The sequence below is a fragment of the uncultured Senegalimassilia sp. genome, from assembly GCF_934630535.1.
Taxonomy (GTDB): domain Bacteria; phylum Actinomycetota; class Coriobacteriia; order Coriobacteriales; family Eggerthellaceae; genus Senegalimassilia.
In genome coordinates, this window is sequence record NZ_CAKTVU010000005.1 from 89,911 (window position 1) to 108,650 (window position 18,740).

At 60.1% G+C, this 18,740-nt stretch carries 14 protein-coding genes; 12 read left to right on the forward strand and 2 right to left on the reverse strand.

The genetic code is table 11. From position 1 onward, the window contains the following. Window positions 1-93: 93 nt before the first annotated feature. The 3 genes from ilvC (at window position 94) to Q0D52_RS04825 (ending at window position 4,944) form a co-directional block, all read left to right on the forward strand. A complete protein-coding gene (gene ilvC / locus Q0D52_RS04815; protein ID WP_294362075.1) occupies window positions 94-1,101 on the forward strand; it encodes a ketol-acid reductoisomerase in 1,008 nt (335 codons plus the stop codon). A 372-nt stretch (window positions 1,102-1,473) separates the two neighbouring features. Beyond that, window positions 1,474-3,057: a phosphoglycerate dehydrogenase gene (gene serA, locus Q0D52_RS04820; protein WP_294362076.1), complete on the forward strand. Its 1,584-nt coding sequence runs from the start codon at window positions 1,474-1,476 to the stop codon at window positions 3,055-3,057. Window positions 3,058-3,411: 354 nt separating this feature from the next. Next, window positions 3,412-4,944, forward strand: coding sequence for a 2-isopropylmalate synthase (locus tag Q0D52_RS04825; protein WP_294380534.1), 1,533 nt, complete (start codon window positions 3,412-3,414; stop codon window positions 4,942-4,944). Window positions 4,945-5,228: 284 nt separating this feature from the next. Here the strand turns inward: Q0D52_RS04825 and Q0D52_RS04830 are convergent, their stop codons facing one another. Continuing rightward, the gene (locus Q0D52_RS04830; protein ID WP_118349819.1) at window positions 5,229-5,882 is read right to left on the reverse strand and encodes a TetR/AcrR family transcriptional regulator C-terminal domain-containing protein; all 654 of its coding nucleotides are present in this window, start codon (window positions 5,880-5,882) and stop codon (window positions 5,229-5,231) included. Window positions 5,883-6,307: 425 nt separating this feature from the next. Here Q0D52_RS04830 and Q0D52_RS04835 point away from each other — a divergent pair, with 425 nt between their 5' ends. Both Q0D52_RS04835 and Q0D52_RS04840 read left to right on the forward strand, forming a co-directional pair. Further along, window positions 6,308-8,389 (forward strand): FAD-dependent oxidoreductase, encoded by a 2,082-nt coding sequence (locus Q0D52_RS04835; RefSeq protein ID WP_294362078.1) that lies wholly within the window; start codon window positions 6,308-6,310, stop codon window positions 8,387-8,389. 168 nt (window positions 8,390-8,557) lie between these two features. Further along, complete coding sequence (locus Q0D52_RS04840; protein WP_294362079.1) at window positions 8,558-9,742, forward strand: acyl-CoA dehydrogenase family protein; 1,185 nt, start codon at window positions 8,558-8,560, stop codon at window positions 9,740-9,742. A gap of 344 nt (window positions 9,743-10,086) precedes the next feature. On the opposite strand, the gene Q0D52_RS04845 is transcribed toward Q0D52_RS04840, so the two are convergent. Further along, window positions 10,087-10,869: a hypothetical protein gene (locus tag Q0D52_RS04845; RefSeq protein WP_294380536.1), complete on the reverse strand. Its 783-nt coding sequence runs from the start codon at window positions 10,867-10,869 to the stop codon at window positions 10,087-10,089. Window positions 10,870-11,145: 276 nt separating this feature from the next. On the opposite strand from Q0D52_RS04845, the gene coaD reads away from it, so the two are divergent. From coaD to Q0D52_RS04880, 7 genes are all read left to right on the forward strand, one after another. Further along, window positions 11,146-11,631 (forward strand): pantetheine-phosphate adenylyltransferase, encoded by a 486-nt coding sequence (gene coaD, locus Q0D52_RS04850; protein WP_294380539.1) that lies wholly within the window; start codon window positions 11,146-11,148, stop codon window positions 11,629-11,631. A gap of 183 nt (window positions 11,632-11,814) precedes the next feature. Continuing rightward, complete coding sequence (locus Q0D52_RS04855) at window positions 11,815-12,573, forward strand: electron transfer flavoprotein subunit beta/FixA family protein (RefSeq protein ID WP_294380542.1); 759 nt, start codon at window positions 11,815-11,817, stop codon at window positions 12,571-12,573. A gap of 60 nt (window positions 12,574-12,633) precedes the next feature. After that, complete coding sequence (locus tag Q0D52_RS04860; protein WP_294380545.1) at window positions 12,634-13,614, forward strand: electron transfer flavoprotein subunit alpha/FixB family protein; 981 nt, start codon at window positions 12,634-12,636, stop codon at window positions 13,612-13,614. A 54-nt stretch (window positions 13,615-13,668) separates the two neighbouring features. Next, window positions 13,669-15,732 carry a heterodisulfide reductase-related iron-sulfur binding cluster gene (locus tag Q0D52_RS04865; protein ID WP_294380547.1) on the forward strand — a complete coding sequence of 688 codons (2,064 nt, stop codon included), beginning with the start codon at window positions 13,669-13,671 and terminating at the stop codon, window positions 15,730-15,732. 2 nt (window positions 15,733-15,734) lie between these two features. Further along, window positions 15,735-16,628: a hypothetical protein gene (locus Q0D52_RS04870; RefSeq protein WP_294380549.1), complete on the forward strand. Its 894-nt coding sequence runs from the start codon at window positions 15,735-15,737 to the stop codon at window positions 16,626-16,628. Next, window positions 16,628-17,431 (forward strand): MBL fold metallo-hydrolase, encoded by an 804-nt coding sequence (locus Q0D52_RS04875; RefSeq protein ID WP_294380551.1) that lies wholly within the window; start codon window positions 16,628-16,630, stop codon window positions 17,429-17,431. The genes Q0D52_RS04870 and Q0D52_RS04875 overlap by 1 nt, the downstream gene beginning before the upstream one ends. 112 nt (window positions 17,432-17,543) lie before the next feature. After that, window positions 17,544-18,692, forward strand: coding sequence for an acyl-CoA dehydrogenase family protein (locus Q0D52_RS04880; RefSeq protein WP_294380553.1), 1,149 nt, complete (start codon window positions 17,544-17,546; stop codon window positions 18,690-18,692). Window positions 18,693-18,740: the final 48 nt, after the last annotated feature.

An 18,740-nucleotide genomic window follows, 5' to 3' on the forward strand; every position in this document is an offset into this window, starting at 1 on the left:
GGCTAGGGCGCACCCTTCGCCGCCATATGCCGATGCTCTTTCGCACACGCTATCCATCCAGGTACATCAGCCAAGAAGAAAGGAAATACCACCATGGCTGTTACGATCTACTACGAAAACGACGTCGATCCGAAGATCATCCAGGGCAAGAAGGTCGCCATCATCGGTTACGGCTCCCAGGGCCATGCCCATGCCTTGAACCTCATGGACTCCGGCGTCGACGTGCGCGTCGGCCTGCGCGAGGGCTCCAAGAGCTGGGCTAAGGCCGAAGAGGCCGGCCTGAAGGTCACCACCATGGACCAGGCCGCCGAGGAAGCCGACGTCGTCATGATCCTCGTTCCCGACGAGCTGCAGCCCGAGGTCTACGAGCAGCACATCGCTTCTCATCTGAAGGCCGGCGACACCCTGGCCTTCGCCCACGGCTTCAACATCCACTACGGCTACATCAAGGCCCCCGAGGACGTCAACGTCGTCATGTGCGCCCCGAAGGGCCCGGGCCACATCGTGCGCCGTCAGTATACCGAGGGTTCCGGCGTGCCGGATCTGGCTTGCGTGTACCAGGATGCCACCGGTGACGCTTGGGATATCATCATGTCCTACTGCTGGGGCGTCGGCGGTGCCCGTTCCGGCATCATCAAGGCCACGTTCGCCCAGGAGACCGAGGAGGACCTCTTCGGCGAGCAGGCAGTTCTCTGCGGCGGCCTGGTGGAGCTGGTCAAGGCCGGTTTCGAGACCCTGACCGAGGCCGGTTACCCGCCCGAGCTGGCTTACTTCGAGTGCTACCATGAGATGAAGATGATCGTCGACCTCATGTACGAGTCCGGCATCCACTTCATGAACTACTCCATCTCCAACACCGCCGAGTACGGCGAGTACTACGCCGGCCCGAAGGTCATCAACGAGCAGTCCCGCGAGGCCATGAAGGAGATCCTGCATCGCATCCAGAACGGCGACTTCGCCCGCGAGTTCGTCGCCGACTGCAAGAACGGCCACAAGTGGCTCTTCGAGCAGCGCGAGGCCATCAACAACCACGAGATCGAGCAGACCGGTGCCAAGATCCGCGGCATGTTCTCCTGGGTCAAGTCCGACGAGGCCGAATAGCGCGAACGCTTTGGGTCTGGCAGCGTAGCCGCACATGGCTGCCGGCAGTATCTCGAATCGGTTTCCCTCAAGGGGCCGGGCATAACGCCCGGCCCCTTCGCTATTCATGGGAGTGCTGAGGGACTTGGGGGATTGGGCAACGACGGTTTCTGCGTCCATGCGGCAGGGTGCGGGCTCGATGCGCCTTCCGTACGCTGCGCCTCGCCGTGTCCAAACGCCGTTCACGCGCCCCGCCAACGCGCCACGATTTCGCGCATTCGTTTGCGACTATCGGCCTTTCTCCGGATATTTGCATCCCGGATACGCCGCGAAGATGCGCGTTGTGTAGTATGGAAGCGTATGCGAACACAACACGAAGGGTGGTTTTTGCGCATGACGAAGAAGGTCCTGGTTACCGAGAAGCTGGCGCAGGCCGGTTTGGACCGCCTTGCGGAAAAGGGCTTGCAGGTAGATGTCAAGCTGAAGATGTCCACGGATGAGCTCATCGAGGCCATCCCCGAATACGATGCGCTCGTGGTGCGCTCCGCCACGCACGTCACGCGCGAGGTCATCGCCGCGGCTTCGAAGCTGCGCATCATCGGCCGCGCGGGCGTGGGCGTGGACAACGTCGACGTCGAGGCCGCCACCGAGGCCGGCATCATCGTGTGCAACGCTCCCACCTCCAACATCGTCTCCGCCGCCGAGCAGACCATGTGCTTGATGCTGGCATGCGCGCGCAACACCGCCCAGGCCAACGCCAGCATGCACGCGGGCGAGTGGTCCCGCGGCAAGTTCTGCGGCAGCGAGCTGTATGAGAAGACGCTGGCCATCTTCGGCCTGGGCCGCATCGGCGGCTTGGTGGCCGAGCGCGCCCGCGCCTTCGGCATGCACCTGGTCGGCTACGACCCGTACTGCAGCCCCGAGCGCGCCGAGCAGCTCGGTGTGGCGCTCTACGACAGCATGGAGGAGCTCCTTCCCCTGGCCGACTTCATCACGGTTCATCTGCCGAAGACCGATGAGACCATCGGCATGTTCGGCCCCGAGCAGTATGCCGCTATGAAAGACGGCGTCATCCTGGTCAACGTGGCGCGCGGCGGCATCTACAACGTCGACTCGCTGGCCGATTTCCTTGCCGCCGGCAAGATCGGCGCCGCGGGTATCGACGTGTTCGAGGACGAGCCCTGCACGCAAAGCCCGCTGCACGAGTTCCCCAACGCCATCCTCACGCCCCATCTGGGCGCCTACACCTACGAGGCGCAAAGGCGCGCGGGCGTGCAGATCGCCGATTACATCGCCGCCGGCCTTGAGGGCAGCGTCGTTCCCACCGCGCTCAACATGGCGCCCGTGCCGCCCGAGGTCATGGACGCCGTGGGCCCGTACGTGCCCGCCTGCCAGATGATGGGCAGCATGCTCGCCCAGCTCGGCGGGGAAGTGCCCAAGCGCTTGTCGCTCACCGCATCCGGCAAGGCCGCTCCGGCCGATGCCACCATCCTGGTGGCCGGCACGCTGCAGGGCCTGCTTTCCTACAAGAACCTGGCAACGGTGGTCACACCCGTCAACGCCGAGGCCGTCGCCCGCCGTCACGGCATCCGCGTCGATACCGGCGCGCACGCCTCTGCAGGCGCGTACTCCTCTTCGGTGACGGTGGTCGCCGATGGCCGTGAGATCGGCTGCACGCTTTCCGGTGAGGACCAGCACGTGCGCCTCATCTCGCTTTTGGGCTACAAGGTCGACATCGCTCCCGGTCCGCAGGCGCTCATCTTCCAGTACGAGGACCGTCCCGGCCGCGTGGGCACCATCGGCTCCATCCTCGGCGACGCCGGCATCAACATCACCACCATGCAGATCGTCAACGACCCCGAAGCCGGTCAGGCCATCGTCTACATGAACATCGAAGGCGAGCTTGACGACAGCGTGCTGGCCAAGCTGCGCGAGAACCTTGAGGACCTGAAGAACCTCTGGTACGTGAAGCTGTAAGGTTCGCGCCGCTCGAAGCCCCGTTTGAGCGTCATCGCAAGGGTGCTGGGCTGCCGGCAAACTTTGGCTTGGATAGCGGGAAGGTGCAGCGTTTCGAAGCGGCCGCCCCAAACGCTGGCCATCGCATATCACATCGACGCCCGTCGCGTGCAATCGCGGCGGGCGTTTTTCGGTTACAGGAGGGCAATTCATCGGTCACCGATCGCGATCCGTGTGCGAAGAAGGCTTGAGAAGCACCTAATCGGGACAATATTTAACATGTGGGTAACTTGTTGATGTGAGTTTTAACTCGACCGTAGCGCTAGGTGTATTAGAATGATTTCACATTTGCAAACATCGCTGAAAGGAACGGAAATGACGCGCAAGATCGCAATTTTCGACACAACGCTGCGCGACGGCGAGCAATCGCCGGGCGCTTCCATGAACACCGAGGAAAAGCTTGTTGTGGCGCGTCAGCTTCTACGTCTGAACGTCGACGTCATCGAAGCGGGCTTTCCGATCTCCAGTCCCGGCGACTTCGAGAGCGTTCGCCGAATCGCCGAGCTGGCAGGCGATGGCGCCACGGTCGTGGGCTTGACCCGTGCGGTGGAAAAGGACATCGACCGCGCAGCCGAGGCTTTGAAGTACGCTAAGCGCCCCCGTATCCATACGGGTATCGGCGTCAGCCCCAGCCATATCCACGACAAGCTCCGCATCACCGAGGACCAGTGCATCGAGCGCGCCGTCGCGGCCGTGTCCTATGCGAAGAAGTACGTCGAGGACGTGCAGTTCTACGCCGAAGACGCCGGCCGTGCCGATTACGCGTTTCTGGCAAAGGTGATCCAGGCGGTCGTCGATGCCGGCGCAACCGTTGTGAACATCCCCGACACCACGGGCTACAGCCTGCCCGGCGAGTTCGGCGAGCGCATCAAGTACCTCATGGAAAACGTGCGCGGCATCGAGAACATCACCGTTTCCGTCCATTGCCACAACGACCTGGGCATGGCAACGGCACTGTCGCTGGCGGGCGTGCAAAACGGCGCCACGCAGGTCGAGTGCACCATCAACGGCCTCGGCGAGCGCGCTGGCAACACGGCCATGGAAGAGGTGGTGATGGGCATCAGGATGCACGGTGGGGAGCTTGACGCCCATACCGACATCAACACCCGCGAGTTCATCAAGGCCTCCCGCCTGGTATCCTCGATCACCGGCATCAACGTCCAGGTGAACAAGGCCATCGTCGGCGCAAACGCCTTCGCCCATTCCTCCGGCATCCACCAGGATGGCGTGCTGAAGAAGCGCGATACCTACGAGATCATCGACCCGGAAGAGGTCGGTGCAGGCCAGTCCCAGATCGTGCTCACCGCGCGCAGCGGCCATGCGGCGCTGAAGCATCGTCTTGAGGAGCTCGGCTACGAGCTTGACCCCGAGCAGCTTGACAAGATGTACAACGCCTTCCTCGACCTTGCCGATAAGAAGAAGGAAGTCTACGACGAGGACCTCGAGTCGCTCATGCATGAGAGCCATCGCAACGAGGCGGCTCTGTACACGCTCGAATCCGTGCAGATCTCCTGCGGCTTCCCGCTCACTCCCACGGCTACCGTCACGCTTCGCAACGCCGCCGATCAGGTGGTCACCGCGTGCGATTACGGCACCGGTCCCGTCGACGCCGTGTACAAGGCCGTGAACAAGATCGTGCAGGTTGACAACGACCTCACGGAGTTCTCGGTGCAGTCCGTCACGCGCGGCATCGACGCTCTTGGCGAGGTCACCATCCGCGTTACCGCTCCCGATGGGGAGATCTACACGGGCCGCGGCGCCGATGGCGATATCATCGTCTCGTCCACGAAGGCCTACCTCAACGCTTTGAACCGTCTGCTCAACGATAAGGCAGAGCATCGTAAGTAACCGACGAACTGGTAAAACGTTCGTTCACAGGGTGTTCGCGCAAAGCGGGCGCCCTGTTTCGTTTCCCGCGGTTGGGAGGGGGGTCGGTCCGTCGGCGTGCTTGAGCCGGGGAGGGCCGGTAACGGCATCGTCCGGCAACGGGTCTTCCGGAGCGGGTGGTAGCTCCCGCCCTGCGAGTCTCAAGCAGCGCTGGGCGGTTCAAGCCGATGCTCGGTGCAGCTCAGGGCAAAAGAAAAGGCGTTGCCGTACTGGCAACGCCTTTTCGCGTTGATAGGTGAACCGCTTTACAGGTTCCTGCGCAGCTGCGCCTCTTTGATCTCCATCTCAAGCGAGTTGTGGATGATGTTGGCGAACGGGCCGGCGTTGGCGGCAAGGTGCTCGACGTTGGTCTGGTCGCATCGACGGATGAAGTAGTACAGGAATGCGCAGGTGTAGAACTCGGCCAGAAAATCGATGTTGTCCTGCGGCAGATAACGATTCGACAAGATGATATCGATATCCCGCTTGATGGCGTTCACGTACAGGTTGTACAGGTAATTGCGCAGCGAGTAGGGGCCGTTGTCGATAAGCGCCTCGCGATAAAAATGGCGACGCGCCTCTAAAACCTCGGCGAAGCAAGAGAAGAACTCGGCGTGATCGAGCGAGCGCACACCGGATTTCTGCGTGATGTAATAAGGGAAATGGGAAATGGAATCATCGCTGGGTTTCTCGTAAAGCAGCACGGATTCCGAGAAATGCTTCTTGAGCACCTGGCCCATGTCGTAGCGGAAAATCCAGATGATCAGGCGATCCTTGTTCTCGAAATGATAGTAGAACGTCTTGCGGTTCTTTCCTGTTCTTTGGACTATGTCGCTGATCGATACCTTGCGAAGCGGCATCTCGTCGCACAGCGACACGAATGCATCCGCAATCAACAGCATAGTAGAAAGCGCGTTCATCGGGGCGACTCCTTCCGTTGTTTGTCCGACCACGCATCCTATACCGCCATTGTAGGGGCGTTGGTGCGCGAAATCTAGGACATATTTGAAATAATGAGTAATCGTCTGTGCTGAGTATACGTACGGGATTACGCGTATGGTCAAGACTATTGGTCAAACTTGTCACCAAAACCTATGACTATGTGAGAGTTACCTATACTAAAACACACAACATCGTGAATCTGTCCATCGCACTCGCAAATTTCACTTCGTAGAATAGCAGCAGAAGGTAACGAGAAGGCCTTTGGAAGAACCCCGATGGCCGAAACTTGTTGAAATGGGTAACAACGTTATCGCCAAACAATCAAGTTTGAGATAACGCCTTTCTCAGACGAGAGCATCCCGCCTTCAACGCTCACAAGCATCATTCGGAAAGGAGCTGTGCTGTGGCAAAGTACCAGAAACTTCTGGAGCCCCTCAAGATCGGCAATGTGGAGCTGAAGAATCGCTTCGTTATGCTGCCGATGACCATCGAGAAGGTGGACAACTACCATGTCACCGACGACTTGGTGGACTTCTACGAGAAGCGCGCTGAGGGCGGTGTCGGCCTTGTTGAAATCGGTTCTGCCTATGTGTGCGACTGCTTCAACACCACGCCGAAGTATCACACCACCACCGGTGCTTGCGGCATCTGGGACGATGAGTTCATCCCGGGCTTCAAGCGCGTTGCCGATGTGTGCCATGCACATGGCTCCAAGGTTGCCGCTCAGTTGCAGCTCTGCTACGAGTGGCGCGCCACCGGCGACGATCCGCTGCTGTCCTATGCTCCTTCCAAGGACGTCATGAGCGGCCCGTTCGTCGGCATGCCCGAGCGTGAGTACACCAAGGAAGAGATCGCGATCGTGGTCGACCAGTACGGCGCAGCAGCCAAGCGCTGCAAGGATGCCGGCATCGACATCATCGAGATCCACGCAGGCATCGGCTACATGGTCATGCGCTTCCTGTCCAAGTACTCCAACCATCGTACCGACGAGTACGGCGGATCTGCCGAGAATCGCGCTCGCTTCCTGACCGAGATCATCGACAAGATCCATGAGACCTGCGGCGCTGACATGCCGATCCTCATCCGCATCTCCGCCAACGACCTCATGCCCGGCGGCAACCGCATCGAGGATACCCTCGAGCTCGTGCCGATCATCGAGAAGCACGGCGTCGATGCATGGTCCGTCCAGGCCGGCTTCCATGAGGCTCCGCGCCCGGTTGCAAACCAGATCGTGCCCGAGGGCGAGTTCATCGATCTGGCCAAGCAGGTCAAGACGGTCACCAACAAGCCCGTCTTCCCCGGCACCCGTATCAACACGCTCGACATGTGCGACAAGATCGTGAACGAGGGCTACGGCGACGCTGTCGGCATGGGCCGTCAGTTCATCGCCGACCCGGACACCGCCAAGAAGGTTGCCGCCGGTCATCCCGAGCAGGTTCGTCCTTGCATCGTGTGCTCTCGCTGCCTGGACAACATCTTCATCGGTAAGCCGTGCCAGTGCTCCGTCAACGCCCATGTGTGGGAGGGCGTCAAGGTCGGCACTCCCGAGCAGCACCCGGCCGAGAAGCAGAAGCACGTCGTCGTCATCGGCGCCGGCCCTGGCGGTTGCGAGGCTGCCCGCGTCGCAGCTATCCGCGGCCACAAGGTCACGCTGATCGACAAGTCCGATCGCGTCGGCGGTCTGCTGAACATGGCTCAGGTCCTCAACGCCAAGATCGAGCCTTTGGTGAAGTACTGGAACGAGGAGATCAAGCTTCATCCCAACATCGAGCTCAAGCTCAACACGCAGGTCGATGCTGCGGCTGTGAAGGCCCTCAATCCTGATGAGGTCATCGTTTCCCCTGGTGGCGGAATCATCGCTCTGGATGTGCCCGGCATCAACGGCAAGAACGTCGTCAAGTCCGAGGACATCAAGGCCATGTGCGCCGGCAAGGTTCCCGAGGGCAAGGGCATGCTGTGGAAGGCAGCCGTTGCAGCCATCAAGGCTCAGGGCGGCACCGTCGAGTTCATGCGCTTCGGTCTGAACATGGCGTCCGGTCCCACCGCTATCGTGGGCAAGCGCGTCGTGGTCGTCGGCGGCGGCTTCGCCGGCCTGGAGGTTGCCGAGGCCATGTGCGAGAACCGTGAGATCACGGTCATCGAGGAAGCCAAGAAGCTCGGCAACGGCATCGGCATCATCGACAAGAACCCGACCATCAACCTGGTCAAGTCCAAGGGCGTCAAGCTCATGCCGCTGACCAAGCTGGTCGAGGTTACCAAGAAGGGTGCTAAGGTCCAGAACGTCGAGACCGGCGAGACCCAGCTGCTCGAGTGCGACACCGTTCTGACCTCCCTGGGCGTCGAGGGCAACACTGATCTGTACGATCAGATCAAGGCCGTCATCCCCAACACGCATCTCATCGGCGACGCAACCACGCCTGCTGGCAAGGTTTACCGTACGCTCGAGGCTGTCAAGGGCGGCTACGAAGTGGCAATGTCCATCTAAAGCTTTTCCCGAGATGCGCGCAATCGCAACCGTCTCGAATCGCAATAACGGGGCGTCCCGTGCAACCGCTTCGGCGGCGCCCCACTTCATCACTTTTGGTTCAGACACGCAAGTGTTTTGAATAAAGGTAGGTAAGTAGTTCCCAGTTAGTTTCCTTAAGGAGGAAAAATGGATTACAGCTACACCCCGGAACAACTTGAGATCAAGCGCGGCATTCGTGAGTGGGGCAAGAAGCACCTCACCGAGGAGGCAATCGCTGCCGGTTACAAGAACCGTGGTATCGCCCCCGAGATCGCTAAGTCCTGGGTTGACGAGGGCTGGGGTCTGTATGGCCTGCCCGAGGAGTACGGTGGAAAGCCGGTCGATCATCAGACGATGGCGATGATCATCGAGGAGCTGAACCACTGCGGCGGCAACATCCCCATGGCTCCCAACCTGCTGATCATGTTCGACATGTGCGAGTTCGGCAACCCCGAGCAGGTCAAGTACGCTATCGACTACTACAAGGAGAACGGCTACCCGCCGTACTGCCTGGCCATCTCCGAGCCCGGCGCCGGCTCTGACAACCAGGGCATGACCACCACCGCCACCAAGGGCGAGGATGGCAAGATTCACATCAACGGCACCAAGACCTGGGTTACCTCTGGTGAGACCGCTGGCGGCTTCATCGTCGTGTGCAAGGACGAGGATCCGGCTCGCGAGAACAAGAACATGTCCATGTATCTGGTTCCCTCCGATGCCAAGGGCGTCACCATCGAGCCGCTGAACAAGATCGGCATGCAGATCATGCCCTTCTCCATGATCCACTTTGACGACGTCGTCGTTGACGAGGACCAGCTGCTCGGCATCAAGGGCAAGGGCTTCTATCAGCTGATGAAGAACTTCGAGTGGGAGCGCTGCGTGCTTCTGGCAGAGCTGCTCGGCGAGGCTCAGGCTGCTATGGAGGATGCTTGCGCTTGGGTTAACGATCGTCAGCAGTTCGGCAAGGGCATCAAGACCTTCCAGCTGGTGCAGGAGCACATCGTTGAGATGCAGATCGAGCTCACCAACACCCGTAACTTCCTGTATCGTACCTGCTGGAAGCTGGACAACGGCATTCCGGTCAACAACGACGCCGCTATGCTGAAGCGCTACGGTGCTCCGGGCCTGACCGACTGCTGCTCCCGCGCTCTGCAGCTCATGGGCGGCCTCGGCTTCACCGATGAGACCCGCGTGTCCCGCCTCATGCTCGACTGCCGTGGCTTCCAGATCGGTGGCGGCACCGTCGAGATCATGGTGCACATCTCCGGCCGTGGCATCCTCAAGGAGTACGCTAAGGGCGTCGAGGATCCCGAGCATCTGTGGACCCTGTAAAGCCGCGTAAGCCTTGTTGCTTATCGGCTGCGTAAGCTGAACAGCTTGCCAACCTATAAAGACCCTGGTGCGAATGCACCGGGGTCTTTTTGCCGTTATGGATCTTGCTATACGGTTTTGCTGCGGAACCCGACCTCGTCGTTGGGCATGCGACCGCCTGCTACCCGCGCGATCTTCAAGGTGTATTCGGCAGGCTGTCGAACCTCGTAAGCCTTTTGCCCTCGCAAACCGCTTCCAGCTTTGCGCCGCGATGATGATGGCGGGGGATACCTGTTTCGGCATGCGAAAAAACCCCCGGCGTGACACGCCGGGGGCTTGATGATCTGCGCAAACGAGCGTTCTTCTTACGCCGTTTTCTTCTCCTCGGTCTCGGATTTCTTGAACTTGCCGCGACGGCCGTGGCAGTTCATGCCGATAGCGCGGATGCTGCAGAAATCACGGTTGCGGCAGCGCGCGCAGGCGCGTTTTCGGCCGCGCTGCGAGGCATCGTACATTCCGATGACGCCGAGCGTGGCATTCTCAGAGTTCAGGGAGCCGTCATCCTCGCATGCGAATCCCAGGCGCCGTTCGGCTTGCGTGTAGAACAAAAGCTGCGTGTTGGAATCAAGCGGGAAGTCGCTTTCGCCGGCCTGCAGCAGGTTGTCGATATGCAGTCCCAGGGAATGGGCTTCTTCGTTGATGGCGTCGGTGATGATCTCCTCCGCGCGTCCGCCCATCGCCTGCAGGCATGCCTCGAACGCCGCGAAATCGTCCGTGTCGTGAACCAGAAGCACGCGCAGCGCCTGGATGTTCTCGGTGGTGTCGACGCTTACCGCCACCATAACGCAGTGGTTCGCGCGACGCATGCGCTCGTATACCGCTTCGCCATGCAGCACGGCCATGGTGCCCACCAGTTTGATGCCGGGCTCGGTATAGTCGGGCGGAAGGGTGCAGATGGCCGGGTTGAACACCTTGTACACTCCGCGCGGATGCAGGGATTCGCAGCAGCGTGCTGCAATGGGGGCGATGCGGGACAGCACATCAGGGTTATCTTTTACCGAGTCGTCGAGAAACGCGGCGACCGTTTGGTCGTCTAACGTATCGATCTTGCAATCGATTTCCTGGATCTGGTGAGCTTGGACAGCCATTACTGCCTCTTTCAGTAGAAATGGTAATACGCTATATGGTCTATGGTAACAAGATTGCCCGAATGATATCTCAACGATTGCAAAATATTGGGTATATCTATCGCTTATCTCAACAATATATGGGACAGATGTCAATATATGTGCATGTTTCGACCGACTGCCAGAACGTATAATATTCATAGGATTTTAGGGGATCCGACACAGGTTGCGTCGGATATCGATTCGCAACCTCTCTTCTTTACTTTCGTTTGAAATAGCCAGAGCGGAGGGATCACGATGGTGAAACGAGCGCTTACGCCCGGTACGTTCGATCCGATCACCAGCGGTCATATGGACGTCATCACGCGTGCGTCGCGCATCATGGACGAGGTCATCGTCGCGGTTGCCGCATCGGATAAAAAGCACCCGCTGTTCGACCTTGATGAGCGCGTTTCCCTTGTGAAGCAGGCCGTTTCCCATATCCCCAACGTTCGCGTGGAGCCGTTCGATGAGCTGCTCGTCGATTTCGCGCGCCGCATGGATGCGGAAGTGGTGATCAAGGGGCTTCGGGCCATAACCGATTTCGAATACGAATTCCAGATGACCGCGATGAATTATCAGCTTGATCAGGAGCTTGAAACCACGTTCATCATGTCGCCTCCTCAATATATGTACCTGTCCTCGTCCATCGTGCGCGAAATCGCCTCGATGGGAGGGTCGCTTGATGGGCTTGTTCCGGATTGCGTCAAAGTCGCGCTGCGAAACAAATTCTGCAAGGAATAGCGGTCCACCTGCAGATATGGATGATATTCATAGATATGTCCGATAGGAACATGAGGATTTTCCTAAGCTAACTACACAAGCTGCAATATGTATCCGTTTTACTCGGTCAATACCTTGGATATGATGGTTTTGAATTGTACGCGCCATTTGTGCTAGCCACATAAGCCATGCAAGGAGGGTGTAATGAACATCGTAGTTTGCGTCAAACAGGTCATGGACACGGAGGCTCTCATCGAGCTCGGTGACGACGGTAACGTGCTGACCGAAGGCCGTACCCAGATCATCGATCCCTATGGCGAGTTCGCCGTCGAGAAGGCCGTTCAGCTCAAAGAGCAGCTCGGCGGGGAAGTGACCGTCCTGTGCTATGGCGACGATGGCTGCACGTCCGCCATCCGCCATGCGCTTGCCATGGGCGCCGATAAAGCCGTTCTGGTGGAAGACGATTCCTGGCGCGCCGTCGACGCCGCGCAGTGCGCCGAGGTGCTTGCCGCATCTTTGAAGGATATGGGAGCCGACGTGATCATGGGCGGCTGGACGTCCGGTGACACCGCAAGCGCGCAGGTCATGGGTCGAATCTCGGCAATCCTGGGCATTCCCTTCGCCAACATGGTCACAAGCCTTGAGGCAACCGATTCCGGCGTGAAGGCTTCTTGCGAGGTCGACGACGGCTTCGAGGTGTGCGAGTACCAGCTCCCCGTCATCATCGGGGCGCAGCAGGGCTTGGCCGAGCCCCGTTATCCCTCTGTTCGCGACGTCATGCAGGCACGTCGCAAGCCCATCGAGCGCAAAGCCGCCGAGGTTTCCACGCCGGCTGCGATCGAGGTCGTGGGTCGCGAGCTCAAGGGCGCGCGTAGCGGCGGGCGCATCGTCGAGGGCGAGACCGTCGCCGATGCGGTTGCGGAAACGGCTCGCCTGCTTCGCAGCGAGGCCAAGGTTCTCTAGAGTAGCTCTTTTCATCGATTTTCGTTCGTATCAGCGATCAACGAGAGGAAGGTCGTCCTCATGTCCGGTATTTGGGTTTGCATAGAGGCAGGCAGCGGTGAGCTTCGCGGTGTCGCCTATGAGATGATCACCGCCGCACGCACGCTTGCCGATGCTGCTGGCCAGCAGGTCAGCGCGCTTGTGTGGGGCGAAGGCGCGAAGGACAACGCCGACAAGCTCGGCGCCTGCGGTGCCGATAGCGTCGTCGTCATCGAAACGGCTGGCGATGAAGCGGGCCGTCCCGCCGAGGTGAGCGGCGCCGTCGCGCAACTGGCGCAGGAGCAGTCTCCGAGCGTGGTCTTGTTCGCCGATGGCGCGTTTGCGCGCTCCGTTGCGCCTGCGTTGGCCCAGAAGCTCAACGCTGCGTATGTCGGCGATGTCGTCGACGTCGCCTTCGATGGCGCCCCCGTCTTCACGCGCCTTCCGTATTCCGGCAAGGTCATCGAGCAGGTCCGTCCCGCAAGCGCCGCCGCTACCGCCATCGCCACCATCCGACCGAAGGCATTCGAGGCCGCCGAGCCGCTAGAGGGCCGCACCGCCGGCATCAGCACGTTCGCCGCAACCCCTCAAGCGGCTGCCCGCGTGCTCTGCGACGTTATCCGCTCCGTCTCCGAGCGCGTCGATCTGTCCGAAGCCGACATCGTGGTTTCCGGCGGTCGCGGCGTGAAGGGCGCCGAGGGCTTCAAGGTGCTCGAGGAGCTTGCCGACGTCCTGGGCGCTGCCGTCGGCGCGTCCCGTCCGGCGATCGACGAGGGCTGGATCGATGCGCAGTATCAGGTGGGCCAGACCGGCAAGACCGTTGCCCCCTCGCTCTACATCGCGTGCGGCATCTCCGGCTCCATCCAGCATATGGCGGGAATCTCCGCATCGAAGTACATCGTCGCCATCAACAAAGATCCCGAGGCCGAGATCTTCGCCCAGGCAGACTACGGCATCGTGGCCGACCTGTTCGAGGCCGTGCCGCTGCTGACGCAGCAGCTTCGCGACATGCTGCAAGCATAGGCGAGCGCGCAAGAACCCGCTTGTGATTCATCGACCGCAACCAAGGAAGGCATTATGGAAGACACAGCAACACGTGAGGTCATGTGGAACATCGATCATTCCCTTACCTGGGTAATGTATCTGCTCTTCCTGGTTGCGCTCGGTTTCTGCATCTACTTCCTGGTGAAGCGTTGGCGCCTTATGTCGATCGGCGCCCCGGTTGATCGAACGAGCGATTGGAAGGTCCGCGCGAAGGGCATGATCGCCGACGCGCTTTTGCAGCTTCGCGTCCTGAAGAAACCCGGTGCGGGCGTTATGCACCTTGGAATGTATGTCGGCATGATCATCATGCTCATCGCCACGGTTGTCACGGCGGCGCAGTTCGACCTGGGCTTTCAGCTTATCTACGGTGATTTCTACCTGTACTTCATGGCGCTTGCCGTCGATCTTGCCGGTTTGGCGTTCTGCATCGCCATGGTCGCCTGCATCATAAGGCGCATCGTGAACAAGAAGCTCGATACGAAGCCCGGCGACATCATCGTGCTCGTGCTGCTGCTCGTCATCGGCTTGAGCGGTTTTGCGGTCGAGGGCCTTCGCATCGTCGGCACGGACGACCCGTGGCGCGCATGGTCGCCTATCGGCAACATGGTTGCCATGCTCTTCGCCAACTTCACCCCCGAGCAGATCTCGCTTACCCATCAGATCATCTGGTGGAGCCATATGGGCATGGCTTTCGCGCTCATCGCGTATTGGATGTATTCGAAGCTCGTTCACGTGCTGCTCATGCCGGCAGATGTCTGGTGCCGCTCGCTCGAGCCGAAGGGCACGCTTCCCTATATCAACGTCGAAGATGAGAACCTCACCACTATGGGCGTGGGTCAACTTGAGGACTTCACCTGGAAGGATCTGCTCGATGCCGAGGCGTGCATCCGTTGCGGACGTTGCGAGGACGTGTGCCCCGCATTCAATACCGGCAAGGACCTTTCCCCGAAGAACATGGTGCAATCCTTGCGCAGCGAGCTGGAGATCCGCGGGCCCATCGTGTGGAAAGCGCAGCATGAAGGTGCGAAGCGCGATGAGATGGGCGTGTACATCGCCAGCAGCGGCGAGCCCTATGCGTTCGATGAGCAGCAGCAATCCACCATGGATCGCACGCTTGTCGGCGATGCGGTGAATACCCAGTCGATATGGGATTGCACGACCTGCGGTGCATGCATGGCGGCATGTCCCACCTTGGTCGAGCATGCCCCGAAGATCGTCAAGATGCGCACCTATCAGGTGTCCATGGAAAGCGCATTCCCTTCCGAGGCCCAGGCCACGTTCCGCAACCTTGAGAACAACGGCAATCCTTGGGGCCTGGGGTGGCAGACGCGCTCGAAGTGGGCGGAAGGCTTGGACATCCCCACGCTAGCCGAGCATCCCGATGCCGAGTATCTGTACTGGCCGGGCTGCTCCGGCGCCTTTGACGCCCGCAGCCGCAAGGTTTCCATCGCGCTCGTGGGCCTGTTGAAGAAGGCCGGCGTCGATTTCGCCATCCTCGGAAACGAGGAGAAGTGCTGCGGCGACTCGGCTCGCCGTCTGGGCAACGAGTTCGTGTATTACATGCTTGCGCAGGAGAACATCGCCACGTTGCAGGCGTATGGCGTGAAGAAGATCATCGTGCAGTGCCCGCACTGCATGCAGGCCCTGTCGCGCGATTACCCTCAGCTTGGCGGGCATTTCGAGGTCATCCATCACTCCCAGCTTCTCGCCGAGCTCGTACGGGAGGGAAAGCTGCAATGTTCGGCTCCCGACGGCACGAAGATCGCAGTGCACGATTCCTGCTACCTTGGCCGTTATCAGGACGAATACGAGGCTCCTCGTGCGGTTGTCAGCGCAGCGGGCGGTCATGTCGTCGAGTTCGAGCGCTCGCATGAGAAGAGCTTCTGCTGCGGTGCGGGCGGTGGCCGTATGTGGCTTGAGGATGCCTCCGGCAAGCGCATGGGGGATGAGCGTGCCAAGCAGGCGCTTGACACCGCATGCGACCAGGTTGCCACGTCGTGCCCGTTCTGCCTGACCATGCTCAGCGATGGTATGGCCGCATGCGACAGCGAGACGAAGGTTTACGATATCGCGGAACTGTTAGCGCAGGTGCAGTGATCATGGATGAGCCTCGCATTCTCGGAATCACCGACATCCTCTCCTCGGGCGCTTGCCTTGAGTATGCCGTTCCACCCAAATTGCGCGATGGCGTCGCCGCATATCTCGAACGGCGCGATGCCGGCGAGGATGATGCGGCGAAGCCGCGTCTCTCCTCGACCGTCATGTTGCTTCGCGATAAGACGACGGCCTCGCAGGGCTTTCAGGTGTTCATGCAGCAGCGTGCCTCCACGATGGCCTTCGTTCCCGATGCGGTCGTGTTCCCGGGCGGCAGCTTCGACCCGGTCGACGATGCGCACGATATCCCCTGGGAGGGCCCAAGCGTTTCCGAATGGGCTTCGTTGATGGGATGCGATGATCAAACGGCTCGAAGGGCCTTGGTCACCGCGGCGCGCGAGGTATTCGAGGAGACGGGAGTGCTGCTCGCCCGAAGGGCGGATGGCGCCGATTTCGACGACCCCATGAAAAGCCCGGAGCTTCGACAGGCCAGGGCGCAGCTCTCCGAGCATGCGCTTTCGTTTGGGCAGATGCTCGAGGATATCGGCGCCGTGCTCTGGACGGATCTGCTCCATGCGTGCGCGCATTGGGTGACGCCGCCAAGCGAACGACGTCGTTACAGCACGTTCTTCTTTAGGGCGCGCATGCCGCAAGGCCAAGTCGCAGACGGACGTACCACCGAAGCGGTGAAGACGGGCTGGGCGGAACCTTCGTGGCTTTTGGACCAGCAGAGAAACGGGAAGCTGTTGATCATGCCGCCAACGGTCTCGAACTTATGCGATTTGGCGGCTTCGGAGAACGTGGCGCAAGCATGCGAGCGGAACAGCACCATCCATGTGCACCCTTCGCCGGCTCGCAGGGCTGACGGCTCGTTAGTGTTTAGGAGCGTGATTGGCTGATGACTGCAACGAACCCATGGCGCGGCGGACAGGTCGGGGAGTATGCGTTCTGCATTCTCGCGAACAACCCCTCGCCGCTTACCTATATCGGCACGAACACATGGATCGTCGGGGCTGCGGATGCACCGGCGTGCGTGGTCGTCGATCCGGGTCCCGATGATGCGGATCACCTTCAAGATGTGCTCGATTATGTAGCCAAAGCGGGGAAGAAGATCGCCGCTATTATCGCAACGCACGGTCACGCGGACCATTCCGGCGGTGCGCGCAGCCTGTCGCTTTTGAGCGGCGCGCCGGTATTGAAGCAGGCCGACGGCTTGCTTCCGCCTGGTCGTCTGAACGTCAACGGCATCGGCGTCGATCTTGAGGTCGTTCCGTTGCCGGGGCATTCCAGCGATTCGGTGGGAATTTACGTTGCGCAGGGCAAGTTCGTTTTGACAGGTGACATGATCTTCCGTCAAAGCTCGACGATGATTTGCTGGCCGGATGGCATTTTGGCCGCATACATGAACAGCCTCGATTCACTTGCCCGTTTCGTCGAGGAACACGATGTCGAGCTGTTCCTAACCGGGCATGGCCCGTATATCGAGGACCCCGCAGACCGCATCACCCGTGCGCGTGCGCATCGCATGATGCGCCTGAACCAGGTTGTGTCCGCGGTTCGTTCCGGCATTCCCGCTCGCGCCGACGTGCTGGTGGAAACCCTGTACAACGACGTCGATTCCAGCCTTATGCAAGGTGCTCGACGCAGCGTCAACGCGCAGTTGAGGTTTGCCTACGACACAGGGTTGCTCGAGGAACACTAGAAGAATGACAAAGGGCTCGTGCTCGTTTGCCTGCAGACGGCACGAGCCCTTTTTCATCATGCGATAAGCGCACATTCATCCCGATTGCACGCGTTACGAAAGGAGAAGGCACATGGCACTACTGTACACGGAGGAGCAGAAAGAGCTCATCAAAGCTGTTCGCGATGTGGCTGAAAACCAGATCAAGCCGCACGTCGCCGCAGCGGATGAGGCGGGCAAAACCCCTGACGAGCTTTGGAAGTACGGCTTCGACCTTGGCCTGCACTTGGTCGAGATCCCCGAGGAGTTCGGTGGCCTCGGCCTTGATTACGAAACCTGTGCCATGATGTTCGAGGAGCTTGCAAAGGTCGATGCCGCATACGCCGACACCTTCGTGACGAACTTCGTCGCATTCCGCAACATCCATCTGAAGGGCACGCCTGAACAGGCTCAGCACTTTGTCGATAAGACTATCGACAACGGTTTCGCCGCCTTCTGCCTCACCGAGGCCAATGCCGGGTCCGACGTTGCCGGCATGAAGTCCACCGCCGTGCTCGATGGCGATGAGTACGTGCTCAACGGCACCAAGACCTTCATCACCAACGGCTCCATCGCCTCCATCTACGTGATCTTCGCCAAGACCGACCCCGAGGCGCGCGGTCATGGCATCACGGCATTCCTGGTCGATCGCGACACGCCCGGCTTGTCCGCCGGCGCCCATGAGAACAAGATGGGATTCAGGCTCTCGGACACCACCGAGGTCATCATGGACAACGTCCGCGTTCCGAAAAGCGCCGTCATCGGCCAGCCTGGGGAAGGCATGAGCATCGCGCTGAACGCCCTGAACCTCTCCCGTGCCTTCATCTCCACCTTAGGCGTCGGCATCATGCAGCGCGCGCTCGATGAGGCCGTGGCTTACGCTCAGCAGCGCAAGCAGTTTGGCAAGCGCCTCATCGACTTCCAGATGGTGCAGTCCCTGCTCGCCGATATGGCCATCAAAACCGAGGCGTCCCGCGTCATGGTGAACAACTGCATGCGCTTGATGGACAAGGGCGACCTGGTCCGCGGCGAGGGCGCCATCGTGAAGACGTTCGTCACCGATTCCATGCAGGAAGTCACCTCCAACGCCGTACAGGTCTTCGGCGGCTACGGTTTCAGCAAGGATTACCCTGTTGAGAAGCTCATGCGCGACTCGAAGGTGTTCCAGATCTTCGAGGGCACCAACCAGATCCAGCGCATGACCATCGCGAAGAACCTCGACGCCGAATACCGTCAGGGTTAATCGCTCGATACCAGATCGCAGCTTAGGCGCCGGTTGTCCGGCGCCTTT